This window comes from Stenotrophomonas sp. 220_Sma (assembly GCF_056487375.1).
The window spans coordinates 2,727,665-2,752,056 of sequence record NZ_CM151348.1 but is presented as its reverse complement, the minus strand read 5'-3'; the positions used below and the strand labels follow the sequence as shown (position 1 = coordinate 2,752,056).

The window sequence follows — 24,392 nt, the reverse complement described above, 5'->3', positions numbered from 1 at the left end:
TTACTCCAGGATGATCGGGTCGCCGGCTTCGGTGACGATGCGGTCGCCCGCTTCGGTCACCAGCTGGGCGCGGTAGAGGAAGGTGTGCTGCAGGCGCTGCCAGCTGGTGAAGCCGTCGCGGACGGCCTCGATCTCAACCCGCAGGGTCTTGCCGCCGCTGCCGACCGGCGGCAGGTAGCTGTCGGTCGTGGCCGTGATGCCGGCCTGCGTGCGCACCAGGGTGTCCTGCAGGTACCAGCGGGCGGAGTACATCGTGCCCGGCTCTGGGCCGATGCTCGCCTGCTCGGAGTCCACCAACTGGTCGGCCTGCAGGAGACGGTCGCGGTGCGCCCAGGTGGCTACGACTGTGCCGCCATTGCCCCAGGCCTCGGCCGGGTAGGCATCGCCGTTGATGCGCAGCCGTGCCGGCGGGTAGGGCCGGATCTGGCGCCGACGCATCGTCAGCGCGATCGCCGTGGCAAGATCCGGGGTCAGCTCGCCCTGGCTGGTGCGGGTGATCAGCTTGGCCTGAGGGGATTCGTTGGCCAAGTACTCGCGGCCATCGAAACCTACGTACTCATCGGTGAACCATACCCTCGTGCCCACGGCGTGCGGCATCGGCACGGTATCTACGCAGCCACGGGCCACGGTCAGCGTCGCCGCAACCGGATCGATCGATACCACTCGGACCAGCTCGTCATCGATCAGCGCCTCGGTGCCGACCTCGATCATGTCCAGGCTGACGCCGGCGGACAGCGCGATCGCCGTTGTGGTGGCCGTCATTGCGGTGATCAGCAGGCCAGTGGGGGCGAAGTCGGCCGCGCCCGCCTCGGCGAACGGCGCGCTTCCCAGCCGGGTCTGCAGCGTGTAGCCGAACGCCACCGAGGTCGGCCGGACACCGATCGAAGTCAGGTAGCCCACGTCAGGCGACACAGCAGCCAGCTCCGACGCCCCAAGCGTCGTGGCCAGGTCGCGGTAGCTGGCCTCCTGCAGGCGCTGCACGGTGACCGGCTTGGGCTTGGTGTCCGGCTCCACCCAGGCATTCTCAGAAGGCTGGATGTAGCTGGCAGCGGCCATGCCGGCGACGTCCTGGACGACGGTCAGCACCACGGCTGTCTCGGTCTGTGTGCCGTCGTCGACGTCCAAGATGCGCACTGGCATGCGGGCAACGCCGCGCCGTGGCCACGACAGGGCACGCACCTGCCCGCGCTTGAAGGGGCCGGCATCCTGCCGTACCCGGATCTTCACCCTGCAGGGCAAGCTGCTCACTGCCGCCACTTCGCGCGCCGCAACCCGGCCCGCGAGCGCAGCGTTCCACAGGCCGGGATAGTTCTTGCGACTGCTGACGACACGGCCCTGCGCCTGAACGCTGGCCAGATTCTGGTAGGTGACAGCTGCGTCCTTGTTGGTGGCGATATCCCGGTAGACGACCGTGATCTCGTTGACGCTGCCTTCCAGCATCGGCTGCTGCCACTCCAGCAGCTCGATGATGTTCGCCGGGCCGATCTCTTCCAGGGTGGCTGGGTCATAGTCCGGCCGCACCAGCACCAGCTCGGTCAGCCCCATCACCGGATCCTCGATGCGCATGCCACCAATGTGGTCGCACACCATGTCCATGAACTCGCCCGCAGGAACTGATCGGGACCACTTCAGGCACAGGCCGAACCCTTCGTTCTTCAACGTCTGTGCCGCCTTGCGGAAGCTTTCGTCGTTGATCACGTCGATCGGGTGGCCCATGCCCTCTGTGCGCACCTGATAGATGATGTGCGCCGGGTTCATCCCTTCATCGATCTGCACCAGGTCGCCCTGCCAAAGCCCCTTCTTCCAGCCTTGGCGCCAGCGCGAGACCTTCTTCGTCCAATTCTTGATGTACGGGTTCATGGCCGACACCTGGCCATTGAAAACCGTCGTGAACAGGCCACGGGCGGCTGGCCACGGTCCGGGCACCAGCGACTGCAGATAGGTGCTTGGCATCTGGGCGGGCTCGCCCATGCGCACCTCCAGCGTGCCGACGATGCCGCCTTCGCCCTTGTCGCCGCCGAAGATCTCCGGCGCCAGGATGGTGATCGAGCGAGACGCTGTAATGGGGCCGGTGGCAGGCACCGTCCTGGGGATGTTCATCCCGAGCACCTTGGTCCACGCCGTTTGCGCGCTACCGTCCCAGACCTTGCGGTCGCCTACGCGGATCTCCCGCAGTGCGTCCACCGGGCCGAGGCATTCGCCCATATAGAGGGCCATGTAGTAGCGATAGCCTACGGTCTGTTTCTTGCCACTACCCACGGCCAGCCTCCTCGCGGGCGATCGCCGCCAGGCGCCGTGCGAAGGCGTCGTCCAGCGCTTCGAACTGCTCTACCGGCAGGCCTTCATCCAGGAAGCGACGCAGATCCAGACCGTGACGATCCATCCAGCTGCGGATGCCGGCGGCGCACAGCACGCCGCTGTGTTCGCCCAGCTTGGCCGCGCGGGCGTGCTCGACGGTAACCAGGACAGGACGATCCATCACTTCTTGCCACCCTTGACCTTGATCGGTGTGGTGCGCAGATCGCCGTAGAACAGCACGTTGGGATCATCGATCCAGTTCGTACCGAAGACCATGCTGCACTCGCGACCGTCCTCGGCGGTGGGGACATTGAAGTCCTCCAGGGCGGCCGGCTTCGGAACCGTAGGCTTCGGGCGCATCACGTAACTGACGATCAGCGCCACGATCATTACGACGATTTGAACCCACATAGGAGGCTCCTTTAGAAGATGGGATCGGGTCCGAAGGGGTTCTTCGGCGGTATGGTGTGCTGGCCGCCGTAGTTCGGTGCGTTGTTGAACTTCTCGTGGCAGATCTGCAGGGCGTGGCCACAGCCGGGGTAGGCGGATACCAGTGCGCCCGCTGCGAGCGGCGCTGCGGTAAGCAAGGTGAGGGTCGGCCCAACATGGCCCACCACGAAGCGGTACTCGACGGCCGTGCCCTGGACCCACTTGATGAATCCACCGACGAACCAACCGTCCGGCTTCGCCGCGAAGGCAGTGGACGTGATCGTCTGAGCGGATGCGGCTGACAACACGCCATCGACCCGGAACAGCTCCGGATTCAGACCGCAGTCGGCGTCGAACAGCGCGAACGGGCACTGCGCCTGCCAGCATCGGCGAAGGCCGTTCGTCGCGGCGGCGCCGGCATTGCTCTGGCAGGTCAGGACCAGGTCATTCTGCCGCTCGCTGAAGTCGCTCAGCACGCCGTTCCAGGTGCCGCGGATCGCGCCGTCACTCTTCCGAATCCGCCGCCAGCGAACGACGATGCGATCGGTCGGCGGAAATGGCCGCAGGACTGACGCCAAAGAGATGGACAGCGGTACGGTCACCTCCAGATTGGACCTGGCCTCCTGTGCCGACTGGCCAAGGCGACCGCGTTTGATCGCCTCGGGGCTGAAGGGCTGCGCATCGTAGATCTCGACCCGATCGCTGGACGTGTAGCGCCAGCGCTGGGAACCGCGCCCAAATTCATACAGCTCGACATGGCGGGAGAACAGGCTCACGGTTCGCTCTCCTCAGCGCCAATGCCGGCGAAGGACACGCGGCAACGCGCGACGCCCTCACCATCGGTTTCATGGGACAGCTCCACGGTGTCGGAACTGAGGCGGGCCAGCACCATCCAGCTGATCAAGCGGATGGCACTCGGCTGCAGGGCGATGCCGTGCGGCGCGTCCAGCTGCAGGAACTCCCGCTGTGGATCCAGCTCTGTGGCTTCTATCAGGTGCCGGTACAGCACCTGGCCACTGAACAGCTCGATGCGCAGGTGGCGCCGGCCGGACTGAGCACGCCCGAAGCGGGCCACGCCTGCCCACGCCACCACGATGCCGCTGGAGGTGGTTAGGGCTGGCTCGACCAGCTCCAGGTCATCGGCCCAAGACGGCACCCACAGCGCAGCCGCGCGACCCTGCAGCCAGTACAGCAGGCTGCGCAGATTGGCCTGCTCGGTGCGTCCCCAGGTTTGCCAGGCGTGTGACTGCAGTGGCCATGCCTTGCCGGTGATGTCATCGACGGCAACAGGGCCGATATCGCCATCGATCACCACCAGCTGCCGGCCGAACTCGGCCGTCTGCGCCTGGTCGAGGTCGGGACGCTGCTCCAGCACAGGTCGACCGCGATAGACAGCCGCCGGCGCAACTGCCGGCCAGTCGCAGGTCTCCACCGCAGCCAGGCGCACGGTCGACCGCATGACCTGGTCGGTCACGCGTTCCAGGCTGGGGGTCTCGGCAATACGAGCTGTCCTGCAGGGCAGCACCCGTGTGCCAGGTGCCCAGGCGTTGGCCGTGGGGCGGGCCAGCTGCAGACTGTCGGCGGCAATGTCGGCCACTTCCACCAGCTCGTAGGTGGTGACGTCCTTCCAAAGCATGGCCAGGCCGCCGGGGCGGTAGTCGCGCTGCGTGGCGGCCTGTACCGGGATGGACTGCACCCCCAGCGCCAGGCGCGCACTCAGCCACGACACGTCGTTCCAGACCGGCAGCGCCCAGGTACGCGCCGACCAGTCGAACAGTGCGTGTTCAAGCACCTGGCGCTCGCGCCGGTCGGCCAGCACGCTGAACTCCCAAGAGCGCCTCGGCGAGCCACGCAATGGGAATCGGGCTTCGCCGCCGCCGATCGACTGCTGGACGTCGGTCGCCCAGGCCAGCGTTTCGGTGACAGGCCGCTCCCAATCCGGCGGCAGCATCCATGCCGACATGCGATTGCCGGTAATCGTGACGGTGCGGCGCCCCAGGGCCACGAAGTCGTAGGACAGCGACGCCGCGATTACCGGCGGGCCTTCTGTCGTGACCGACAGCTGCCAACGGCGCAGCTGCAGGGCCGAGAATGCCAACGGCGGGGCGCCAGGACCTACCAGCTCGACGCCTTCGCCGTTCTCAAGGGTTGCCGAGGTCAGGGTCTGCTGCTGGAGGTAGGAGTTCCAAACCTGGACGTAGCGCACCTGGTTGGTGACCAGATTGCCCAGGTCGATGCGCAGTGGCAGCACGTGGATGCGGTAGTACCAGTCATCGAACGAGGTGCGCTGCTGGGGGCCGCTGGATCGCTGTTCGGGTTCCTCGATGGTCGATTCTTTGGTCGACCCGGTGAAGAAACCCAGCCGTGCAGCTGCGCCGCGAAACTGCAGCGGGATGCGGGTGCGCGGAATAGCCAGATTGCCACTACGCCAGTTCGGCCCTGTGCTGCTCTGGGTGGCGAGAAGGATGGCCATCAGGACTTCTTCACAGCCCAGCCATAGTTGCCGCTGGCCGGAGGCGCGTTGGTCACGCTGCTCATGGCCAGCTTGCGCAGCCAAGGAAACACCATCCATGTGTCTTCGCCGATGGTGATCTCCTGCTCGGGCTCGAGCTTTTCCAGGTAGCAGGCACGAAGTCCGGGCACTCGCCCGATCGGTGAGAGGTACACACCGGTACCGGGGCGGCGAATGCTCAACTGAATCGGCTGAAACACGCTGCGGCCAGAAAAGGTGTTCTCGTCACAACCTGCGAGGGCGTAGCCCAACCACATGCTGTCGTAGCTGGAAGAGGTGGTCGACTGGTTGATAGATCCGACACCGGATCCAGCCTGCCCCTCGGCATCCAGGGTGCTGTTGTAGTAATTGCAGATCCTGCTGTAGCTGTTGGTGCGGCCGTCCTCAATTGAATCCGCACGCACGTGCCCGCAGCCCGTTGCGCTGGTGTTGTGGCCGAACGGAATAACGTTGCTGCCACTCGATGTCAGCATCCCGCTATAGCTTCCCGTGCGCGCCCAATAGGTCCCGTCGACGTACGTGCCGCCTGTGTATGCGCCAGCCTTCTCAAGAACGCCGAAGGTGTGATGGCGGTACTCGCCGGCAACGGCCTGGGCGATGGCGACGTGGATCGCATCGCCGTTGGCGAACAGCTTCAAACGGGGGAATGGCCCAGCCAATTCGTATGTCGAGATATCGCGCGGGGACACCAACGGCTGTACGGACGGTGCTCCGTTTCCGTCATAGCCAATCGAGATGCGAGACCTCAGGCTCAGCTGGTCGGTGTTGAAAAGATGGACGTAGTCGGAGACGCCAGGAATGCGGAGCGTGGCGGTGCGATTGGCACCGACCAGGTTGTTGCGCTCGACGGTCCAGCCATTGGCCTGCGCGAACTGCACCACCAGGTCGATCAGAGTCTGTACGTTGGGAACATTGGTGAATTCGGCGTAGGCCATCTCTTACTCCAGAGCAAATGCGGCGTACTGCCCGTCGCCTGTTCGATAGACATTGGGGACCAGCAGATGGTCCACCCCGTTGCTCGTAGCGATCTGCTCAGCTGTGGCACCAAAGGCCGGCGTGTAGAAGACGCCATCAAAGCTGCCGTAGAACTGTCCACCCTCCGGAACCTCGCTGACGCGCGACCCGCGATCAACGCTGCCCGAGGTCCAGCCCACCGCCATAAGCTGGCCGCGCTGTAGCCAGCGCTGACCATCCAGGCAGCTGCGGAGGTTCTGATTACCCACATATGGGTTCCAGGGCATGGTGATGCGGCCCGTGGCCATGTACGTGGTGGCGTACCCATTACGAACGGGCAGCCACGCCTGCATCGGCGTGAAGAGATAGCCTTGACTCAACGAGTCGTTGCTCTGTCCGTCCGCGATCGCATTCCAGAAATTGGAGTGGCCGTAGGTATCCAGCGACGCTACACCGTTGCTGCCCAGGAAAGAGCCGCCGATGAAAAGCGGGTAGCTCCAGTCGCCCGGCAGGTGCTCGGGCAGGATGAAACCTGCATACAGAGCGTCATAGCGCCCGTTGATGCGGGTGATCACCTTGAAGCAGCGGCCGTTGGCAATAAACCAGTATTTGATGGGTGAATTGACGCCGAGGATCGACACGTAGTTGGAATTCGCACCGGGCTGCGTGAGGATGCCTGGCAGATCTGGGTTGTAGGCCGTGTGGCCGCGCATGCGCATGTTGTAGTAGTTGCTGGCCGGCACTACCCACGCCTGCAGCGACACGTAGATCTCATCCTCTCCGGAGAGTCCACGGCCCTTCAGTGACACGAAATCGTTGGCCGCGATCGGGCCGCTGGCCACGCCGCCCACCACCTGCCACTGCTGGTTCGCTGCCACCAGGACCGCGTTGGTGGTCAGGAAGTCCCGCAGGCGGGCCATGAGGTCGGTGATGTTGGCTGCGGTGTCGGTTGCCCAGGCCATGTTCAGAGTCCCAATACTTGGCGGATCGCCGCAGAGTTGCGGTTGATCTTGTTGATGATGGTTTTGTCGCTGCCTGGATCATCGATGTAGTCCTCGAACAGGGTCGGGGATACCTGATTGATCAGGCGCAGACCCAGCTGAGTAGGCGAGCCTGTCGGCGCTGCGGCCACGGTGTTGAACACCGGCGAGCGCTGCAGCGAGGGCATCTGGCTGACCAGGCCGCCGTCGGCAAAGGCATACGCGCCCCAGCGCCGGACGGCATCCATGCCAATGGCATTGAAGGCGTGCAGGAACGCCAGCGCACCAGGCTGTCGGACCACCTTGGCACGGGCCACGAACTCGCCATCGGACAGCCAGGCCGCGATGCTGTCGCTGGTGCTGGTACCAGGACCACTGACAGGGCCGCCCTGGGCCTTCTTGATCGGAACCGGTGTCCCAACGCTGACCGTACCCGTCTTGCTGGCGGCGCCAGCGAGCCCACCAATGATGTCGACAACACCGTTGGCATTGTTGGCAGCGGCCAGTGCTGCGGCAGCTTGCTTGAGCTGGACCGCCGCAGCGACCAGGGCTCCCGCACCGGTTACAAGTCCGCCACCCGCGCCGGCCAGCGCCGACGCGCTACCCGTCACGGCACTTGCGCCGGCGGTCACCACGCCACCGGCAGAGGACAAGGCCGCCGCCGACGCCTGCGTTGCGGTCGCCGCGGCAACCTCGGTACCGACCTCGGCGCCCTTGTTGAACAGCTTGCCCGTCAGCGTCGACGCCAGCTTGGCCGAGAGCTCATCGGCCACGTACCCAGCCAGGCCGCTGGCGATGGACTGGAAGAAGCTGCGCACGATCTCGCCCAGGGTGGCATTGCCATTGGCCAGCGACATCAGAGCGTCACGGAATGCGCTCTGGAACGTGGTGCGCACGTTCTGCTGCAGCAGGTTGGTGGTGGCGGCCATCTCCTTGAGCTTGACAGCCATCTGCTCGGCCGCCTGCAGCGCCTCGGGGTTCTTAAGCGCCTCAGCGGTAGCACGCATGCGATCGGGCAGATCGCCCAGGGCGGTCAGTTGCTGCCGGGACAGATCCACCAGCTTCTGGCGTGCCTGCGCCTCGGTGATCAGTCCCGCCTGCAGTTCAACCTGGATGCGCTGTTGGGCCAAGCCCATCTCGCCCATCGCGCGGTTGTAGGTTTCCTGCATTTTCTGCAGGTCCGCCGTCAGCCGCACCAGCTCCTTGGCACGGTCGACCTGCTCCACGCCCGCTTGGTTGCCAGCCTCGACCATCTGCCGGCGTGTGACTTCGAGCTCGCGCAAGCTCTTTGCCTGCTGCGCATCGGGGCCGCGCCCTTCAAGGTTGGCGATCTGATCCTGCACCTCCAGCAGCTTCTTTGCCGCCTCTACGCGAAGGCGATCAGAGTCCAGCTTCTTGGCGGTGTCCAGCAATTCCTGCTTGGTCTTTGCCGATGCGTTCTGGAAGTTCCCTTCCTTGATCGCAGCCTCGATCTCTGCCGTCTTGGTGGCCTTCTTGCGGCTTTCATCCAGCGTGCCGACCAACTCGATCTCTTGCTTCAGGCGCTCCAGTTCGCGCTGCGCCGCTGCCTCATCCTTCTGGGCTTCTGACTTGGGACCCTTGGGTTTCTTGGGAAGGCTCTCCGCATAGCGTGCGCGGGCCTCTGCCTCCAGGGACTTGATCGACTTTTCATCCATGCGGCCGGCCTTGCCCAGTGCCCGGATATTGGCGATCTCCTCTTCGAGCTTCTTCACCTTGCTCAGATTGCTGATGCGAAGCCGCTCGAACTCCTGCCTGGCCTTTTCTTCCTCCGGCGTGAGGGGGGCGTCGATGCCAGCCATCTGCACCTTCACAGGCGCGTTGGTTCCAGAGGCCGCCCGGATGCGCGCTGCCATCTTTCCGGTCAGGTCGGCAAAGGAGGGAAGCCCGAAGTTCTTGGTCAGCGTGCTGCCGACCACGCCCAACCCGAGCAGATCGGACAATCGTGGCAGTTTGGCCAGCACACCCCATTCGCCGGCCAGCTGCACAACTGCGTTGGTGAAGTCGCCGAGCGCGCCCCATGCACCGCTGACATCTTTCTTGACCTCCTGCCAACCACGGGCGAGCGCGGGCATCGTTTCATTGCTCTGCGCAGCAACGTCGTCCAGGCGGTCGGCGTAGATCCTGATCGCCTCCGCCACAGCTTCCTGCTGGTTGCCCTCCTTCACCAGGGCGCGCACCCGCGCCAGCTGGGCCTCGGTCAGGAAGTTCTCCGACTCGGTCAGCGCCAACAGGCCTTCGACAGGATCCTTCTTCAGGGTGAGGAACTTGGCGACGGTGGTATCGATGGCCTGGCCGGCGGAGGCCTGCATCTTGGCCGCACTGCGGGACACGAGCTCGAACTGTTCACCGGTAAAGCGGCCGGTCTGCGCCACCTTCGTCAGCGCCTCAGCAGCGGTGCCTCGGGAGACGCCCTGGAGACCGGCGAGCTGATCGCGCCGAGCCTGCAGGTTGGCAGTGCTGGTGGCGGCATAGTTGTTGGTGACGATCAGTGCCCGCTGGAAGGCCATCTCTTCGTCGACCGCTTGCTTCCAGGCCAGTGCCAGGCCACCGACCGCCACGGCCAATCCGCCGACCACGGCTACGGTGGGGGTGATAGCGCCAGCCAGCGCACGCGCGGCTGGCACCACACCACCGAAGGAATCCTTCAGCTGGCCGCCCTGCTGGATGGCCACCATCCAGATCGGCATGCCACTGACGATGCTGGTGGTGATATCGGTGATCTGCGCCGGCAGCTGGCGCATCGCCATCTGGTACTGGCCCGCGGAGATAGCGCCGGGTCCGCGCCCGCGATTGTTGGCCTCGGCCAGGTTGACGGCATTGCGCTGGATATTGATGCCGGCCAGGGCGCGGTTGTATTGCTCGCGACTGATGCGGCCAGCATCCACCGCCGACTGGAGCTCGCGCTCGTCGCGCTCGAGTTTCTGCAGCTTGGCCGACGCACCGTCGTATCGGCCCATGACGCCTTCTAGGGAACGCTGACGCTGCTGCTCAGTGCGGCTCAGCGATGCTTCCTGCTTGTCCAGCGTCTTCAGCGCGCTGTTGTAGTCCTCGGCGGTGATCAGCCCGCGCGCCATAACCCGGTCGAGCAGGGCTTCGGTGTCGGCCAGTTCAGACATGCTGGCCGCGCCCTGCTGCAGGCGGGCATCAAGCTCGGAGATCGAGCGGATCTCATCGGCGACCGTCTTCTGCATGGACGCGCCGGCAGTTCGCACCCGGTCAGCTGCAGACGCGCTACTGCGGCTGGCTTGATCCAGCGCGCCGGCCGCCTTGTCGGCTCCCTTGGTGACACCCTCCAGACCTGCGCCGGCAGCAGTGCCGGCGTCCTTGACCGAGGCCAGACCCCGCTGGAGTACCGGCAGGGCTTTCTGGGCCTGCTCGATATCCAGGGCGATGCGCATCGCAAGTTCAAGGTTGCGGGTGGCGGCCATTGTTACTTCAGTTCCTTCAGCAAGGTGGTCGCCGGATCGCCCCCGGCATAGGCAGCGTTGGTGTCGGTAATGCGCTCCCGCCGTGCTCGCCGCTGTTGGGCTTGGACATGCTCCCAAGCGAGCAGGATCTGGCGCTGCGTCATCCGACCGATGTCGGCAAAGCAGCGGCCGTAGCCAGCGCAGATCAGGTCGGTGAAGACCCGTCCATAGCCGACTGGCTCACCCTTTTGCCGACGGCGTTGCGCAGCAGCCGGCGCAGCAAAAAATTTCCGTTGGCCTGCCACCACAGCAGCAGCATCTGCTCGCCGTCGGTTTCATTGAGCGTTTCCAGCCAGCCTTCCTGTGCCCGCACCTCGGCGGCAGCATCCTGGCACTCCCCCGGCGCAGGGGCGATGGCGCAGGCCAGAAGATGGCGGATCAGGTCAGGGTGCGATAGCAGTACATCGGTCACCTCCAGCATCGACGCGGGCTCACTTCCCTCAAACAGCGGCTGCAGGTCGGCCAGCAGCGGAGCGGCCAGAGGCAGGATGCGGGCTCCTTCGAAGAAGCCGTACTCGCGCACGATGATGGTCTTGCCGTCGACCTGGCCCTGCTGCTGCGCAGCCAGGATGTCCAGTTCGTCGGCCACTGCCCCCGAATCCGGCGAGCCGGATTCGGAGGGCAGTTGGTCCTGGTTGCCAATTCGGGTGGCCATCAGGCGGCGTCCACCAGCATGACGCGGGCGTACAGACCGAAGCGCGGATCGGACTGGCGAACCGGATCGATCTTGGCCTCGCCATTGAGCACGATCTCACCGAAGGTATCGTTGATCAGCGCCAGGGATTCAGCCGCCGGGAACGAAATGCGGTTCACGTCGGCGCGGACGCGCTGAGTGGTACCGTCGACACTGTTGACGGCGTCGAACAGCACGTAGTACTCCGACTTGCTGCTCTCGAACACCTTGACCACGCTGTGGGCGGCGTACTCGTAGGTCTTAGCGGCCACAGCGGACTTGGTGGTCAGGAAGGTGATCATGCCGGTGACCGGGTTGACGGTGTAGTCGGTGTCGGCCACCAGCGGAGCTGCCGGCGTACCGCCCTCCAGCACCAGCGCGCTGATCGCGGCGTACTCCAATGCGACCACGTCGCCCGGCTTGACGTCGCCGATGGCCTCGTTGGCGACCGAGCCCGACGCCAGATCCAGACGCGTGCCGTCGGTGGCCAGCGCCAGATTGTCAGTGTTGATCTGACCCAGCGTCAGCCGCACACCCAGGTTGCGCTCGGTGGTCATGGTGGCGGCGACGCCGCGCACACCCGACCAGCTTTCCTTCTTGGTTTCACGGGTGCTGGACATGGCCAGCTCAAGGACGCTGCCGTCATACACCCAGCGCGCCGGCGCGCGGCTGCCGTCGGCATTGCGCAGGCCCAGATACACGCGGCCCTGGAACGAGAAATATTCGGTCTTAGACATGGCTTACTTCGCCTCCTGGGCGCTGGCAGTAGGCGCCTGGCCACCGGCCCTGCGCGATGTGTTGGGGGTGGAATCGGCCTCGGGGGCGTCGATGAAGCCGCGTTCGACTGCCCAAGGCACCAGGTCGGCGGGAACCTCGACTGTTTCGCCGGCGGCAATGGGCTTGCGCGACAGCGTCAGGCCCGGCTTCTTGATCGTGTATTTCTGGGTGGTCATCGCGGGATCTCAGGTTGAAGAAGGGCCTGGGTCTTCCATACGTCGACCCACAGGGCGGTAGCGGCGTCGTAGTCCTCGAGGTTGCCCTCGATGAGCTGGCAGGCACGGCCACCGGCAATGGGCGGCGTCCAGCCCAGCAGTGGTTGGCGAACCTTGCCCAGAAGGATCCGGAGCTCATCAATCACCTGGGCGCCGCGCTGTTCGCGGTAGTTGCGACACACGGTCACCACCGCGAAGTTGACTTCGACCAGCTGCGCCAGGCGCGACTGCTGGCCCAGGATCGAGGCGCCGGTCTTGGTCTCCAGCGGCATCTCGCGGGCCAGCAACACGTAGCAGCACGGCGCAGGGAAGTCGCGCAACGCCTGGACGGCGGCGTAGTCGGCGCTACCCTGGATCTGACGCACGTCCTTGTCGCTGACGCCCTGGCGGATGCGATCGCGCACCAGGCCAATGTCGAAGGGCTGCGTGCTCACCGGCCGTAGTCCTGCAGGGTGCGGTGGCTGAACTCCCGCGGCGGTGCACAGACCTCGGGCGCGCCGCCACTGGGCGCAGGCAGCGGGTCATCGGCGCCGAGGCTGAACTTGCTATCGCGCACCAGCTCCAGAAAGCGCAGTGCTTCCTTGTAGTCGCGCACCACCGGATCGGTGCGCTCCTCGGTGTTGACCCGGTCCTTATGCAGCAGGTAGCGCGCAATCCACCGTGCCCACGTGGACACAATCCCCGGTACCGGCGCCGGCAACGGCACCGGATAGGGCTTGGGCTTGCGCATGACCAGGTAGCCGTTGATCAAGCCATCGGCGTCGTCCAGAGCGCGCTGCACGTGCGCGGCCGCCTCATCGGCGATCGCCACGTCGGCTGGGTCGAAGGCGCTGCGATCGCTGCCGAGCAGCGTGGCATCCATCAGCGCATCGTCCACGATCGGATAGCGCTCCGGCGTGGCCACCTGCGCCAGCTCCTGAGCGAGCTTGGCCGCCGACAGCAGTGCGAGCGTGCAGTAGGACATGGCGGCCGATTACTCCAGCTCTTCCGGGGTGGCCGGTTCGTCACCGAGGACGCCAGCATCCTGGTAGGCCTGCGCCTCTTCCCACGTCATCTCGATCCACGCCGGCGGCTTGACGACGACGTCGTTGTGCTTGAACGGGCTGAGCACTTCGAAGCAGGCAGACAGCCAGAGACCGTTGGACAACGCGGGATCCGTCGAATGGTCGCCCGTTGCAACAGCATCGAAAGAGGTAGAGGCGTCACCCGAAGGCGTACCCGCCTCGGCGCCGGCATCCTGGTCCGCTACAGACTGATCGCCCGGCGGTTGGTCGACGGCAGCGCCATCGACCTCCGAGGCGACCGTCTCGGCGGGCTGAAGTTCGCCGCGGCCTTCCTCCGGAACCCAGCCGCCCTGCGCCGGCGACGCGTCGGCAGCCTTCTCTTCCGTGACGGCCGGCACATCGGCCGGCTTGCCGTCCTGGACGGGCTTGGGTGCGCTGGGCGGCGCAGTGCGGGGCTTGGCCATGACGAGATCTCCGAATAGGTGTGGTGCCGTGCTCTCCGGCTGTCACGCATGGTTTTGCTGTGCTTCGCACGGCCAGGTCCCGCGTTCGCCTGGTGCTGCCGCTCGCTGGGTTGTACGGGTAAAGCGGCAACTACGCCGACTATCCTTCGCCGGCTCCCTTCATCACGCTGCGGGCGCGCCTGCGTTCTGGATCAGGTAGCCCGCGACCATGCCGCTGAGCACCGGAGTGCGGTTGTTGTTGACCGGGTGAATCCAGGACTGGCGGTTCTCTTCGCGATAGGCCTGACGCACATTCGGCTCGCCCGCCATGCTGTAGGTGTAGCCATAGCTCGGTCGCGCGCGGTTGCGGCGGTTGCCGCCGCTCGGCGGGGCCACGAACGCTAGGATCACGTCCTGACCCCACACATCGCCCAGGTCATCATCCTGGCCGGTAGCCACCACCGCCTCACCAATGTAGATGTTCGGGATTTCCCACATCGACGCCAGGATTTGGGTGGTCAGTGCATTGAAGCCGCGATGCTTGAGGTAGTCCTGAATCTTCGGATTGGCCTTGGCTGCTTCGAATGCCGCCGCCGACAGGATCGCCGTGTTCGGCCGCATACCGATGCTGGAACGAATGGCCTCCTTGCCGACGCCAATATCAGCAGTCGGATCACCAGAGGCGCCGCGCCAACGATTGACGCCCACCAGAGCGACCTTGTGTTCGTTGTCGTAGTTGGCCGCATTGCGCGCTACGTCAGCGCACTCACACTCGTGTTCCAGCTCCATGATGTCCAGGACGATATCCACCGCGTCCTGCGAAGCGTCCAAGCCTGGGCCGTTGGCCGCCTCATTGGCGGTTTCATCCGGAACCACCGCCTCCAGTGCTGCAGGGATGATGGCGTAAGGCTTGCCCTGGTAGCCGAACTGGACGCGCTTGGTTGCTTCGCCCGGCGCGCGCTTGGTGTTGTAGCGACGGAAGCCTTCCTTTCCGAACGTCAGGATCTGACCACCAAAGGTGGCCACATCGACGCGCGGGAAGAGGTACTGGCCAACGTTGCCGGGGCGGACGTAGCCGAGTGCATGGGTGGTCAGGATCGGATCGATGATGCGAGCCTGACGGAGAGTCTGCTGGGACATGGAAGGTCTCTCTGCGAGATGGTGAGAACGATGAGCGGCGGCAGTTGTGGCTGAGATCAGCCGGTGGTCGCTGGCGCGTTGGGGATCAGGAGCACTTCGACGCGGTCACCATCTGCCGCGGCAGGCTGCAGAGCCTGAGCAACGACAACGCCGGTAGTGCGAGCAATGAGTTTTCCAGTAGATCCCACCTGCAGGTAGGCACCGTCGTCAAACGCTCCGCCAGCAGTGGCGATGCTGGTGCCCACCACATCAACGGGCACCCGGTCGCCCACCAGTCCACTGGTGTTGGTCACACCGAAGGCGTTGCCGCCGGCGGTGGCGTACTGTCCGTCACGACCGACGACGCGCTCGGCTTCCAAGGCGACTGCTGCGATGACAGCCAGGGTGAGCAGCGAGATTTTCTGAGTCATGGTTCTGCGCTCCAGCGCGAGGAATGAGTTGAGAAGCTGCGTTTGGATACAGGTCAGGAGACCGCTTTGACTGCCGTGAGGTAGTCCACCCCCGCGTGGGTACGCTGGTAGTCCAGCGCCTTGTTGTGCAGCGCAAGCCGTTCCGGGTCGACCTGGGTGCCAGCCGGTGCAGCGAAGTTGGCCGCGCCTGGCCCCACACCTTCACCACCAGACTTCTCACTGAAGTCCACGGCCTTGGGCAGGCTGGTCAGCAGCTCGCGCAGCACCGATTCGGCCGGCTTGGACACCGTCGTTTCACCCTCGGCGAAGTTCAGCGGATCCTTGCCATTGGGCTGAGCCAACAGCAGTTCCACCACGGCCGGCTGCTGGCGCGGCAGCAGCTTGCCTTCCTTCACCAGGCCTTCGGCGAACGCCACTGCGTCTTCGCGTCGCGCGGCCTGTTCACGGGCGGCGAGGGCCTTCTCGCGAGCGTCCAGGGTGGAAGCCTGCTGGTCGAGCTGCTGCTGGCGCTGTGCGTGCTCGACGTTGTTCTGCTGGGACATGGGGTCGATCTCCGATTTGACCTGTTCACGAGTGGGAGGCGGTGCCTGGACGGGCGCAGGTCCATCGAGGGCGCTGCGCGGGAACTGGGTGAGCAATGGCGATGCGAAGAGGGCCGACGTGCGCGAGTTTTCGTCATCGCGTGTGCTGCTCTCGATGCCGCGGATCTGCCAGTCCGGAATGACCTGGTCAGCCGTCTCCAGGCCCTGGGTATCGATCAGCCAGTCGCGGAAGCGGCGGAACAGATCCGTCAGCGTCCAGCCCAGCGGGGCCAGCGACATGGCAAAGCACGCAGCGTCATCGCCTTCGGCGAAGGAGGCCGACTTGAGCCCCTTTACTGCCGGCGGCTGCGCGCCCAGGAAGCCGATGTGGCGCAGGTAGTACTTGCCCGGCGTCGGGTTCCCCGGCGAATCGGGCATGAAGATGGAGGCGCTGATCTTCTTGAAGCGGCCGTTGTTGACCAGCTCCGCGAAGGCAGGATCTACCTCGTGCGGTTCGGCCATCAGGAGGCCGTCCTTGGCCTGAAGCACTTTGCTCCAGCCATAGGCCGGGTCGTCGGTTTTGGGATGGCCCACCACAATGGGCGCTTCGTGCAGCGCCGGATCGTAGCTATCGGCGATCTGCTGCACATCCGCCTCGCTGAAGGTCAGCGTGCGGCCGTCTTCGGCAACGTGCGTGCCGGCTTTGAAGATCTGCAGGGTGGCGGCGGGCTGGTTCATGCCGCCAGTTTTCCCGCGCCAGAGGTCGCTGTCTTTGAAACTGGTTTCCAACTTTCGAGGGCGGCAGCGGACTGGCTCATGCCCTCCTTTTTCCCGCAGTACCGTCTCACGTCTTGGGACGGTGCATTGCAGAGAATTTCAACCGCAGATGCACGATGCGCGTGCGGTGATCGTCCTGCGTGGAAACAAGTGCCAGTATCGGCCGCACAGGTGTGTCAGACACCAAGCCGGTGTGGGTGACGCCCGAGTGTGGCGGCGCGCCTGTAGCGGCGCGCAGAGCGCCTCCCACGCGACGATCAATCGAAGGCGCCGCTCACGTGATCTTGAGCGATATCCAGCAGCTCTTTCTCATCCTCGCGACTGACGCCAAGCCAAGGGCGAGCAGCGATGGTGTTCGTGTAAGCAGGCATCGTGATCGAGCGCCTATAGCGCGTATTCTTGCGATTGGCTTTGACGAACCGGCTACCGCCTTTGCCAGTCTTCAAGTAGATCTTGGCCGGGCGCGCCGGGTGACGGATGGTGCCGCCGAACTGATGGATGGCGCCATAGGGCGCATTGGTACCAACCAAGACGGCCTCATTCCCATCCGTTTGCCACGATGCCATGTCGCCGAGCATGTGGAAATCAAACTTCAGAATCGGGACGCCGGGGCGCTTCTTCTGTTTCCAGCGTTTGTAGCTTGGCTCCAGTGCACGCCATCGCTGTCCGGTCGGATCACGCTCCTTCTTGGCTCGCTCGCGTGTCGACCTCAGCAGGTACTCGCCCCAGTCTCTCAGGATCAGTTGCCGTGCTTCGCCCTCCAGCTGGCGCAGCGCATCAGCCAGCGCAGGTGTTGCCGAATCCAGGGTGACTTCGAGCTGCGCCATCAGAGTGCTCCCTGCAGCAGCTGCAGCGTGCCATCGGCGACGCTGCGCTTGAGATCAGAAGGCATCAGCATCTGCAGCTGGGGCTGGATGGTGCTGACGCCCGTTTCCGAGATGGCCACGTCGACCACCATGAAGGCCGGGCGCCCCACCGCAAGGACATACCGCAGGTGGCCTGCGGCCACGTCCAATAGGATGGCCACCGCATCGAGCAGGCGGATAGGCAGCTCGGCTGCGGCGATGGCGACCGCGCCAGGCCGAGTGATGGGGAGCTGCTCAGCCAACACTGCAAAGGCCGCCGTCGCTGGTCGAACGGCAGCGCGCTGCAGCTGCGACACCAGACCGGGAGACAGTGCGCCGGCCAGGTAGCGAGCAGCGTGCGCGGCATCGGCGTCAATGCTGGCCAGCCAGCTTGCGTAGCCGGCCTGCAGGGCGTCCCTGGCACGCGGCCGCGCCAAGGCCTGGGCGGCACTGGCGGCAGCGGGCGCCGCTGGCAGCCGCGCGCCCGTCTCCAGTGCACTCTGCAGAGCGGAGGTCAGTTGGCCTGTCAGCGAGGGCGGTGTGACCGGACCACCACGGCCACTGGGCCAGTGGTCCGCCGTTGCTCCAGGCGCGTAGCCGAAGCCAGGATCGACGCCTGCCGGCGTCAGCACCGTGCGCGGTCCACCGGGACTGCGCTGCCCGACCGTCACCGACTGCATCACAACCTCAGGGGCCGTGTCGGGGCCGTCCTTGCCCAAGCGGCGCAGATCGCGTTCGTTGAGCGCATCGACGTAGCACTGGCAGCCCCAGCCGTTGGCCGGATAGTGATAGCGCCACCAGGGATCATCATGGCGTAGCACCATGCCATTCCAGGACACGTGCAGTGGCCGGGGGTGTTCGACGGCATCGTTGTGGTTGTAGCGCCAGAACGGCCGTACCTTGATCAGCTGCTGCAGCTGGGCCCAGCGCCCGGCGTTGTAGCTCTGACGCAGGTTGGTTTCGTAGATCACCCGCGAGCGCCAGTTCCGGCCGCCGTTGTAATCCCAGCCATGCGTGGCCACGATGCGGTCGAAGTCTTCGCGGAACTGCTCCAGCGTGCGGCCCTCGGCGATGACACGGTCGATGGACTGCCGGAAGTCGGCCAGCAGTGCGTCACGGTTGGCACCGGCCACCATGAAGCTGGTGTCGTGCTCGGCCTCCCACACGTCCAGGTAGCTCTCGGTGAGCACGTTCTTCTTGCGACGGAAGAACTCGATCTGCTCCTGGAACGGCAGTTGAGCGTAGGCAACGCCGGCCATTGATCAGTCTCCCGCGCCCTGGACGTCGGTACGGCCGGCCAGCGTCGCTGCCGTCATCGCATCGGCCATCACCGAGGCGTAGTCGTCCAGGGTCATGTTCAGATGCAGCTCGAACAGCCGGTCGCGCAGTTCCTCCAGCGAATCGACCTCATCGACCAGCTGGCGGATCTGCTCCACCCAACCAGCACCGAGGGGCGACAGTCGCCGATCAAGCTGCTGGCCCAGGCCGATGGCAGGATCAGGTGCCTTCGGGGTGCTGTCGGCAAAGGCCGCCGGATAGTGCCGGCGCAGCAGGCTACCCACCGTACCGCCGGCATCAGCGAACTGCGGCCCATCGATCGCTGTCGGTACCGCAGGTGGCTCCGGCAGCGCCTGGACAGGCTCGTAGTTGTCCCCATAGGTCTGGTCCATGTAGACCTGCTTGGGCTTGTAGCCCAGGTCGAGGATCTTCTTGTCGCGACTGGTAGTGGCGTCCAGATCCTCCGGCTCTTCCGTGACGCGGTAGACCCGTGGGATGGCTGCGCCGGGGAAGTTCCATTCGGTGAGCCAGCGCGCCGGCCCCTTGTTGAAGGACTCACACACCAGGTCTGCATCGGAGGTGATGATGTCGCGGCGCACTTCCCGCTGCAGCTGGTCGTTGCCCAGCTTGCCGGGTGTGCCCTGGGTGCTGGCGGTCTGGCCCAGCACCACCTTCTGGATGGTGGCATCCATATAGTCCTGCAGGGCCTTGTAGTCGGCCGTGCCACTGCGCCCGGCCTCCAGCAGCGCCAGCTCCATGCCCTTGGGCATGATGATGCCGCTGTCGGTCTGGATCGCGCGGGTGGCCTGCAGCAGCTTGGACTTCTCCGGATCGGTCGCCTCACTGTCGTACTTGCCCACTGCGGTGGGCATGCCGAACTTCTCCAGGAAGATCAGCCAGAACTTGAGCCCGTTGCGCTTGAACAGCACCGGCCAGTACAGCCAGTGCGCCAGCCCCAGGCCGTAGGGCTCATCGTCGTGATCGGCACCGGAGCAGAAGTTCCAGAAGTACGGCGCGAGTGCCGGGACGCCCTCCGTCATCTGGGTCTGGGTGAGCAGGCGCAGGTCGCCTTCCTTGCCGTAGCGGAAGCGTCGGCGATTGCGGACCTTGATCGCCTCCAGGCCGATGCGGGTGCCGTCGACCTTGTACAGGATCTCGGCCACGCCGTAGCCGTAGAACACGCCAAACAGCATCTTGCGGGTGACGTTGTCCCACCCGATCCCGTGCAGCTGCTCCTGCAGATACTCTGCCGCCTGGCGGTCGATGCGCTTCTCGCCACCGGGCTCCACCTGCCATTCGCAGGCCACCACCGAGTCCTGGCGCGATCCGAAGGTGGTTTTCACCTCCGGATCGGACAGCACCTGCTCGTAGATCTGCAGGTCATAGCCGCCCCGATTGCGCAGCACGCTATCAAAGGGCAGCAGCAGCGGCCCGGTGTAGCCACGGGTGATGTCGATGCCATCGGCGGTGGTGGCAATCTCGCGGCCGATCTCTGGGCGGGCGATGGTCATGCGAATCCTCCAAAATCATTGCCGCCGCTGACCGTGCCGAAGGCATCATCGGTCACGACGGTGGCCACGCCGTCGGCTCGGCCGTCGCCGATGTAGGCGCGAGCGCCGGCCGCCTGGAACTCGATGGGTACCGAGGTGACGTGGTTGAGCGCGGCAAACTGCATCAGGGCGCCTGCGATCGCGCCGTCGCCGTGGCGCACCAGTTCCGGATCCTGCAGGTCCTTGCGCTCCAGGCGCGGCACCATCGGAATGCCATCAACGTACTCCACGGCCCGATGGTCATCCTCCAGCGATGCGTCCCTGGGCACGGTGATGAATCCGTCCTCGAACAACGCGATGTACTTGGGCATCCATTCGCTGTACCAGGGGCGCGACAGGGTGACCTCGTGGATTGGGCCACCGCTGTAGCGGCCCGTCTCGGCATCGAGCTCGGCACGGCCGTAACGGTCGCCTGTGTACTCCATCAGAGTCTGGCCCGGCCCGGTGGCGTCGCCAGCGAACGACCAGCGGCCGCGGAAGCCCTCATTCAGCGCGTCCAGAAACGCCCACAGGATCTGCTCCTGCTGGCGGGTGGGCGCGTTGGCCATCTCGATCAGGAACGGCACATCCCGGCGCAGATCCTGACTGACCTTGGCCGGCTTGATGACCGAGAAGTGGCGGTGGCGCGCAAAGTCCATGCCGACCGCCCAGCGCCCAGTGAACCCGGCCACCGCAGCACGCAGCACCGGCAGCAGCGTGGTGGCGATCCAGACCGAGCACCAGATCTCGCGTTCCTTCTCCGAGCGCTTGGGGAAGTCGTCATCGAAGACCAAGCGCAGCACAGGGCGGACCTCGGACATGGCCCGATCGATCCAGACTGAGGGGATGGCCGAGCCATCTCCGTCGCGCGGGATGACATCCAGCTCCTCGCGCATGGCGGCCTTGCGCGGGCCATAGGCCGAGCGGATGGCGGTGTACCACTCCTTCTTGCCCTCGGCGGTGGCCACCTTGCCACGCATGGCGCAGACCCGCTCGTACAGGCCGTTGGACACGGCATCATCGAAGCTGATGCGGATCACCCCGGCCTTCTTGCCGTAGCGACCGGCCTGGACGTCCTGCACCAGCTGGTTGAACGGATTCTTCTTGCCGCGGTGTGTGGACCACACGCGGATCCGGCCACCCCAGATCAGCAGCGCGGTGGCTGATTCGAGCACCTTGGCCACGTCCTTGTGCAGCGCCGCTTCGTCCAGGTCGACCACGCCCTGCAGGCCGTGGATGTTCTCCGGGCGCGAGGACAGTGCCGTGATACGGAAACCACTGGCGAAGCGAACCCGGAAGGCCTGGATCTGCCGGCTGGTGCCGTCAGGCTGCTGGTCCTGGAAGATGTGCTGCTCGATACGCGAGGCTTGGCCTTGGGCAATGATCGGCGCGAACTTGGCCACATAGCCAATGAACTCCAGACCCTTTTCCTTGGTGTCGGCCATGTACCACACGTTGTCGCCGCCGGCGTCCTTGGCAGAAGCGGCGGTGATGGTGTCGCTCAGCGCCTGGGCGAAGGTGATGCCAGTGCGGCGCCCCTTCTCGCAGACCGCGATATCCAGCCCTTCCTGCATCCGGATCCATTCGGACTGATGAGCCATCAGCACACCGGCCTTGCTCGGATCGAAGTTGGCCGAGATCGAGCGCACGCTCTCAGGCAGCTCATCCCAGTCCAGGACGCGCTCGGTATCCGGCAGGGGACCCAGTGCACTCACTTAGCCGACTCCATGCAGCACCTTGTTGCGCCAGAACTCCACGCCCTCGGCGTCCAGGCCCTTGGCTCGCGCAGCCTCCTCGACCCGGCTGGCCGCGTCGACGAGCGCCTTCTGGCGGATCTCGCCGGCCCACTTCTCGCGCACGATGGAAGAGCGGGTCAGCTCGGCAATGGCCTTGGCCGCCTTGCTGTACAGCGCAATGCGATCGGCGGGGGAAATGCTCTCATCGTCCTGGTCGGCCGCCTCCTGGAACTGCAGCAGTGCTTCGAACAGGTCGGTCTGCAACAGGCCCATCAGCGCGCTGCCGCGCTCGGCGGCATTGTCCGGCGCCTGCTCGGCCACCAGTTTCATGGCTTCTGTGCTGGCGCTGATCGAAGCCAGGCGGCGCTTGAGCCGCTTGGCGCGTTCGTTGACGGTGGTCTTGCTGATCTCGTAGCCCTGCTCGCCCAGCCATTCGGACAGCGAGATGCTGCCACCGAAGGCGTTGGCAACCAGGCGCCGATCCAGCTCGTCACGCACATCGGCCGGCAACAAGTCGATCTTGCTCACGGGAGGCATGGGGTCACCAGTACTTCGGCGGGCGGGCGATCCCCGGACCGCAGTCGATGCTGTACTCGACGATGTCCACACCGTGGCGGGTCAGCTCCGCCGACCACGGCCCCGACGGGGATTTGGTGATGTCGATCAGGCGACGGGTGTCCAGGTAGTCCAGTTCCCGGCGAACCTCCAGCGCGGTGGCATCCGGGTACATGTCCTGGGCCGCGCCGGCCAGGACGGCTTCACCGATCGGATAGGGGCGTGAGCGATCCAGCACCAGCAACATCAGCCAGCGCAGCTGCTCCCTGCGCAGCTTGCCCAAATCCGGGCCTTGATTTCCGTGACTCACGGCGTGTTCCCCTTGCTTTGCATGTTCGTGATCTTCGAAGCCACTGCATCAAGCTTTGCCTCGATAACGCTCTGTCCGCGGGCATAGTCCTCGCGGCGGACGTAATCCTTCGCAACTTCCAGGCGGAAGTCGGTGAGGTGACTCTCAACCTCGCGCCAGCGCTTGCTGTCGTTGATCAGAATCGCCAGCTGCTGATCAGTGCGTTGTTGCAGCTGGTTGACCAGCCAGCGGCCGCCGGCGATCAGGCCGCCAAGCAGCGTGATGCCGATGCCTGCGAACCACACCAGGTAGAGCGGTTGCACTTCAACGATCATGGGTTGGTCTCGACGGGTAGGCGCTGTCCGGTGAGGACGCCGATGACGCGCTGGCAGGAGCGGACGTGGTCTTCAGCTTCGGTGACGATTTGAAGAGCAGTGCCTGCAACCTCTGGACGTAGTTGGGCGCTCGCATCACGTTCGACGGCGCCAGAGACGGCTTGGGACAGGCGGGCGGTGTGACAGGTGGCGAGGTCGTCGCGCAGCTGGAGATTGCCAGCGCGCAGGTCAGCCACAACAGCAGCAGGGATGGACGCGGACGCCTCCCGATCATCTTCATGTTGGTCTCCGATCTGGGCCATTTCCCTGGCCTGGGTATGCTCGGTGTCGCGAGCATTGCGCTCGCTTTCCAGTTGCGATTGAAGCGTGGTCACGCGCTGCTGCGCCGTGGCATCACGGGCCTGCGCGTCCAGGGCATTGCCGCGATAGAGAAGTGCTGCAGCGATGGCGACCAGCAGGAGCACCAGCAGCAGGGCGACCGTTGCGGTCAGGGTGCGGACCATCAGTACCGGCCCTCGCACATCGCGCGCTCAGCGGTGCGGCGGCGCTCCAATCCCTTATAGGACTTGCCGCCGGCATTGGCCCAGTTGCTCAGCTGGGCACATGCGAGGTCCCAGCGGCCTTGATTGGCGTAGACACGGATCCGCGGCTGCTGACCGTTGCGCAGCGTGCACAGGCCGTCCTTGACGCCAGCACCACCCGGACCGACGTTGAAGGCGAACGACGTCAGGGCGGCCGCCTGGTAGTCCGTCATCGGCACCTTGATGCAACTCTGCACGGTGTTCCAGGCGACGCCGAGGTCCGACTGGAGCAGACGCTCGCATTCGGCGCGGGTGTAGGTGCGCTGTTCTACCTTGGCCGTATGGCCGTAGCAGACCGTCAGCTTGCCGACGACATCACGATAGGGCTGGGCCGAGTAGCCCTCGAAGGGCTGCACCAACCCGAGCAGCAACGCCAGCATGGTTGCCAGCATTCCGCCCGCGATGGGCAGTGCCTTGTTACCGGGTTGCTCTGCTGCCATGCGCCATCTCCAGGGAAAGATGGCCGACGGGCAGACGAGGATGCCCGCCGGCCAGGTGCGCCATGCGCACACCAAACCGATGGGCAGAGTTTCAGTCTTTGACTGATCGTCGTCTTTGAAACTGGTTTCGAGGAATCTCACGCGCGCGCGTGGGACTGTGCAGATCCCTTCGCGACGTGCGTA

The 24,392-nt window shown here is 65.1% G+C and carries 26 protein-coding genes; all 26 read right to left on the bottom strand.

All coding sequences use genetic code 11. The features are described 5' to 3' along the window. Nucleotides 1–2,259, bottom strand: coding sequence for a hypothetical protein (locus ACZLIB_RS12935; protein WP_478467797.1), 2,259 nt, complete (start codon nt 2,257–2,259; stop codon nt 1–3). Beyond that, nucleotides 2,252–2,479 (bottom strand): hypothetical protein, encoded by a 228-nt coding sequence (locus ACZLIB_RS12930; RefSeq protein ID WP_049399121.1) that lies wholly within the window; start codon nt 2,477–2,479, stop codon nt 2,252–2,254. Before ACZLIB_RS12930 ends, ACZLIB_RS12935 begins: the two co-directional genes overlap by 8 nt. After that, entirely contained in the window at nt 2,479–2,709 is a 231-nt protein-coding gene (locus ACZLIB_RS12925; RefSeq protein WP_040006695.1) for a hypothetical protein, read from the bottom strand. Before ACZLIB_RS12925 ends, ACZLIB_RS12930 begins: the two co-directional genes overlap by 1 nt. A gap of 11 nt (nt 2,710–2,720) precedes the next feature. Next, complete coding sequence (locus ACZLIB_RS12920) at nt 2,721–3,503, bottom strand: phage BR0599 family protein (protein WP_107378959.1); 783 nt, start codon at nt 3,501–3,503, stop codon at nt 2,721–2,723. Next, a complete protein-coding gene (locus ACZLIB_RS12915) occupies nt 3,500–5,200 on the bottom strand; it encodes a hypothetical protein (RefSeq protein ID WP_107378960.1) in 1,701 nt (566 codons plus the stop codon). The genes ACZLIB_RS12920 and ACZLIB_RS12915 overlap by 4 nt, the downstream gene beginning before the upstream one ends. Next, nucleotides 5,200–6,174, bottom strand: coding sequence for a hypothetical protein (locus ACZLIB_RS12910; RefSeq protein ID WP_107378961.1), 975 nt, complete (start codon nt 6,172–6,174; stop codon nt 5,200–5,202). The genes ACZLIB_RS12915 and ACZLIB_RS12910 overlap by 1 nt, the downstream gene beginning before the upstream one ends. Before the next feature lie 3 nt (nt 6,175–6,177). After that, nucleotides 6,178–7,155, bottom strand: a complete 978-nt coding sequence (locus ACZLIB_RS12905; RefSeq protein ID WP_478467796.1) for a hypothetical protein — start codon at nt 7,153–7,155, stop codon at nt 6,178–6,180. A 2-nt stretch (nt 7,156–7,157) separates the two neighbouring features. Beyond that, nucleotides 7,158–10,622 carry a phage tail length tape measure family protein gene (locus tag ACZLIB_RS12900; protein WP_478467795.1) on the bottom strand — a complete coding sequence of 1,155 codons (3,465 nt, stop codon included), beginning with the start codon at nt 10,620–10,622 and terminating at the stop codon, nt 7,158–7,160. Between the two features lie 184 nt (nt 10,623–10,806). Beyond that, complete coding sequence (locus ACZLIB_RS12895) at nt 10,807–11,316, bottom strand: DUF6631 family protein (protein WP_107378964.1); 510 nt, start codon at nt 11,314–11,316, stop codon at nt 10,807–10,809. Continuing rightward, nucleotides 11,316–12,071, bottom strand: coding sequence for a phage tail tube protein (locus ACZLIB_RS12890; protein WP_107378965.1), 756 nt, complete (start codon nt 12,069–12,071; stop codon nt 11,316–11,318). Before ACZLIB_RS12890 ends, ACZLIB_RS12895 begins: the two co-directional genes overlap by 1 nt. A gap of 3 nt (nt 12,072–12,074) precedes the next feature. Beyond that, on the bottom strand, nt 12,075–12,287 hold the full coding sequence (locus ACZLIB_RS12885) for a hypothetical protein (protein WP_107378966.1): 213 nt from the start codon (nt 12,285–12,287) through the stop codon (nt 12,075–12,077). Next, nucleotides 12,284–12,760, bottom strand: a complete 477-nt coding sequence (locus ACZLIB_RS12880; RefSeq protein ID WP_234367979.1) for a phage tail terminator protein — start codon at nt 12,758–12,760, stop codon at nt 12,284–12,286. Before ACZLIB_RS12880 ends, ACZLIB_RS12885 begins: the two co-directional genes overlap by 4 nt. Beyond that, the gene (locus ACZLIB_RS12875) at nt 12,757–13,290 is read right to left on the bottom strand and encodes a gp436 family protein (RefSeq protein WP_107378967.1); all 534 of its coding nucleotides are present in this window, start codon (nt 13,288–13,290) and stop codon (nt 12,757–12,759) included. Before ACZLIB_RS12875 ends, ACZLIB_RS12880 begins: the two co-directional genes overlap by 4 nt. Nucleotides 13,291–13,299: 9 nt before the next feature. Beyond that, complete coding sequence (locus ACZLIB_RS12870; RefSeq protein WP_057503376.1) at nt 13,300–13,794, bottom strand: hypothetical protein; 495 nt, start codon at nt 13,792–13,794, stop codon at nt 13,300–13,302. Nucleotides 13,795–13,956: 162 nt separating this feature from the next. Further along, on the bottom strand, nt 13,957–14,913 hold the full coding sequence (locus tag ACZLIB_RS12865) for a hypothetical protein (protein ID WP_057503377.1): 957 nt from the start codon (nt 14,911–14,913) through the stop codon (nt 13,957–13,959). 56 nt (nt 14,914–14,969) lie between these two features. Next, nucleotides 14,970–15,323 carry a capsid cement protein gene (locus ACZLIB_RS12860; RefSeq protein ID WP_057503378.1) on the bottom strand — a complete coding sequence of 118 codons (354 nt, stop codon included), beginning with the start codon at nt 15,321–15,323 and terminating at the stop codon, nt 14,970–14,972. Nucleotides 15,324–15,376: 53 nt separating this feature from the next. Then, nucleotides 15,377–16,582 (bottom strand): hypothetical protein, encoded by a 1,206-nt coding sequence (locus ACZLIB_RS12855; RefSeq protein ID WP_064968337.1) that lies wholly within the window; start codon nt 16,580–16,582, stop codon nt 15,377–15,379. 296 nt (nt 16,583–16,878) lie between these two features. Next, entirely contained in the window at nt 16,879–17,448 is a 570-nt protein-coding gene (locus tag ACZLIB_RS12850) for a phage virion morphogenesis protein (protein ID WP_057503380.1), read from the bottom strand. Continuing rightward, the gene (locus ACZLIB_RS12845; RefSeq protein ID WP_099590028.1) at nt 17,448–18,725 is read right to left on the bottom strand and encodes a phage head morphogenesis protein; all 1,278 of its coding nucleotides are present in this window, start codon (nt 18,723–18,725) and stop codon (nt 17,448–17,450) included. Before ACZLIB_RS12845 ends, ACZLIB_RS12850 begins: the two co-directional genes overlap by 1 nt. A 3-nt stretch (nt 18,726–18,728) precedes the next feature. Continuing rightward, complete coding sequence (locus ACZLIB_RS12840; RefSeq protein ID WP_478467794.1) at nt 18,729–20,255, bottom strand: DUF935 domain-containing protein; 1,527 nt, start codon at nt 20,253–20,255, stop codon at nt 18,729–18,731. Continuing rightward, nucleotides 20,252–21,988, bottom strand: a complete 1,737-nt coding sequence (locus tag ACZLIB_RS12835) for a hypothetical protein (protein WP_107378969.1) — start codon at nt 21,986–21,988, stop codon at nt 20,252–20,254. Before ACZLIB_RS12835 ends, ACZLIB_RS12840 begins: the two co-directional genes overlap by 4 nt. Beyond that, nucleotides 21,989–22,537, bottom strand: a complete 549-nt coding sequence (locus ACZLIB_RS12830) for a DUF3486 family protein (RefSeq protein WP_158229543.1) — start codon at nt 22,535–22,537, stop codon at nt 21,989–21,991. Between the two features lie 13 nt (nt 22,538–22,550). Then, nucleotides 22,551–22,874, bottom strand: a complete 324-nt coding sequence (locus ACZLIB_RS12825; protein WP_024957611.1) for a hypothetical protein — start codon at nt 22,872–22,874, stop codon at nt 22,551–22,553. Continuing rightward, nucleotides 22,871–23,188 (bottom strand): hypothetical protein, encoded by a 318-nt coding sequence (locus ACZLIB_RS12820; RefSeq protein ID WP_008265891.1) that lies wholly within the window; start codon nt 23,186–23,188, stop codon nt 22,871–22,873. The genes ACZLIB_RS12825 and ACZLIB_RS12820 overlap by 4 nt, the downstream gene beginning before the upstream one ends. Continuing rightward, the gene (locus ACZLIB_RS12815) at nt 23,185–23,691 is read right to left on the bottom strand and encodes a lysis system i-spanin subunit Rz (protein ID WP_107378970.1); all 507 of its coding nucleotides are present in this window, start codon (nt 23,689–23,691) and stop codon (nt 23,185–23,187) included. The genes ACZLIB_RS12820 and ACZLIB_RS12815 overlap by 4 nt, the downstream gene beginning before the upstream one ends. Further along, on the bottom strand, nt 23,691–24,350 hold the full coding sequence (locus ACZLIB_RS12810) for a lysozyme (protein WP_159054930.1): 660 nt from the start codon (nt 24,348–24,350) through the stop codon (nt 23,691–23,693). The genes ACZLIB_RS12815 and ACZLIB_RS12810 overlap by 1 nt, the downstream gene beginning before the upstream one ends. Nucleotides 24,351–24,392 lie beyond the last annotated feature (42 nt).

What these genes read in the sequence shown, in the direction of transcription:
- ACZLIB_RS12930 (WP_049399121.1), bottom strand. Translation starts at nt 2,479, where the DNA reads ATGGATCGTCCTGTCCTGGTTACCGTCGAGCACGCCCGCGCGGCCAAG.
- ACZLIB_RS12925 (WP_040006695.1), bottom strand. Translation starts at nt 2,709, where the DNA reads ATGTGGGTTCAAATCGTCGTAATGATCGTGGCGCTGATCGTCAGTTAC.
- ACZLIB_RS12915 (WP_107378960.1), bottom strand. Translation starts at nt 5,200, where the DNA reads ATGGCCATCCTTCTCGCCACCCAGAGCAGCACAGGGCCGAACTGGCGT.
- ACZLIB_RS12910 (WP_107378961.1), bottom strand. Translation starts at nt 6,174, where the DNA reads ATGGCCTACGCCGAATTCACCAATGTTCCCAACGTACAGACTCTGATC.
- ACZLIB_RS12905 (WP_478467796.1), bottom strand. Translation starts at nt 7,155, where the DNA reads ATGGCCTGGGCAACCGACACCGCAGCCAACATCACCGACCTCATGGCC.
- ACZLIB_RS12900 (WP_478467795.1), bottom strand. Translation starts at nt 10,622, where the DNA reads ATGGCCGCCACCCGCAACCTTGAACTTGCGATGCGCATCGCCCTGGAT.
- ACZLIB_RS12895 (WP_107378964.1), bottom strand. Translation starts at nt 11,316, where the DNA reads ATGGCCACCCGAATTGGCAACCAGGACCAACTGCCCTCCGAATCCGGC.
- ACZLIB_RS12890 (WP_107378965.1), bottom strand. Translation starts at nt 12,071, where the DNA reads ATGTCTAAGACCGAATATTTCTCGTTCCAGGGCCGCGTGTATCTGGGC.
- ACZLIB_RS12885 (WP_107378966.1), bottom strand. Translation starts at nt 12,287, where the DNA reads ATGACCACCCAGAAATACACGATCAAGAAGCCGGGCCTGACGCTGTCG.
- ACZLIB_RS12875 (WP_107378967.1), bottom strand. Translation starts at nt 13,290, where the DNA reads ATGTCCTACTGCACGCTCGCACTGCTGTCGGCGGCCAAGCTCGCTCAG.
- ACZLIB_RS12870 (WP_057503376.1), bottom strand. Translation starts at nt 13,794, where the DNA reads ATGGCCAAGCCCCGCACTGCGCCGCCCAGCGCACCCAAGCCCGTCCAG.
- ACZLIB_RS12865 (WP_057503377.1), bottom strand. Translation starts at nt 14,913, where the DNA reads ATGTCCCAGCAGACTCTCCGTCAGGCTCGCATCATCGATCCGATCCTG.
- ACZLIB_RS12860 (WP_057503378.1), bottom strand. Translation starts at nt 15,323, where the DNA reads ATGACTCAGAAAATCTCGCTGCTCACCCTGGCTGTCATCGCAGCAGTC.
- ACZLIB_RS12855 (WP_064968337.1), bottom strand. Translation starts at nt 16,582, where the DNA reads ATGAACCAGCCCGCCGCCACCCTGCAGATCTTCAAAGCCGGCACGCAC.
- ACZLIB_RS12850 (WP_057503380.1), bottom strand. Translation starts at nt 17,448, where the DNA reads ATGGCGCAGCTCGAAGTCACCCTGGATTCGGCAACACCTGCGCTGGCT.
- ACZLIB_RS12845 (WP_099590028.1), bottom strand. Translation starts at nt 18,725, where the DNA reads ATGGCCGGCGTTGCCTACGCTCAACTGCCGTTCCAGGAGCAGATCGAG.
- ACZLIB_RS12840 (WP_478467794.1), bottom strand. Translation starts at nt 20,255, where the DNA reads ATGACCATCGCCCGCCCAGAGATCGGCCGCGAGATTGCCACCACCGCC.
- ACZLIB_RS12820 (WP_008265891.1), bottom strand. Translation starts at nt 23,188, where the DNA reads ATGATCGTTGAAGTGCAACCGCTCTACCTGGTGTGGTTCGCAGGCATC.
- ACZLIB_RS12815 (WP_107378970.1), bottom strand. Translation starts at nt 23,691, where the DNA reads ATGGTCCGCACCCTGACCGCAACGGTCGCCCTGCTGCTGGTGCTCCTG.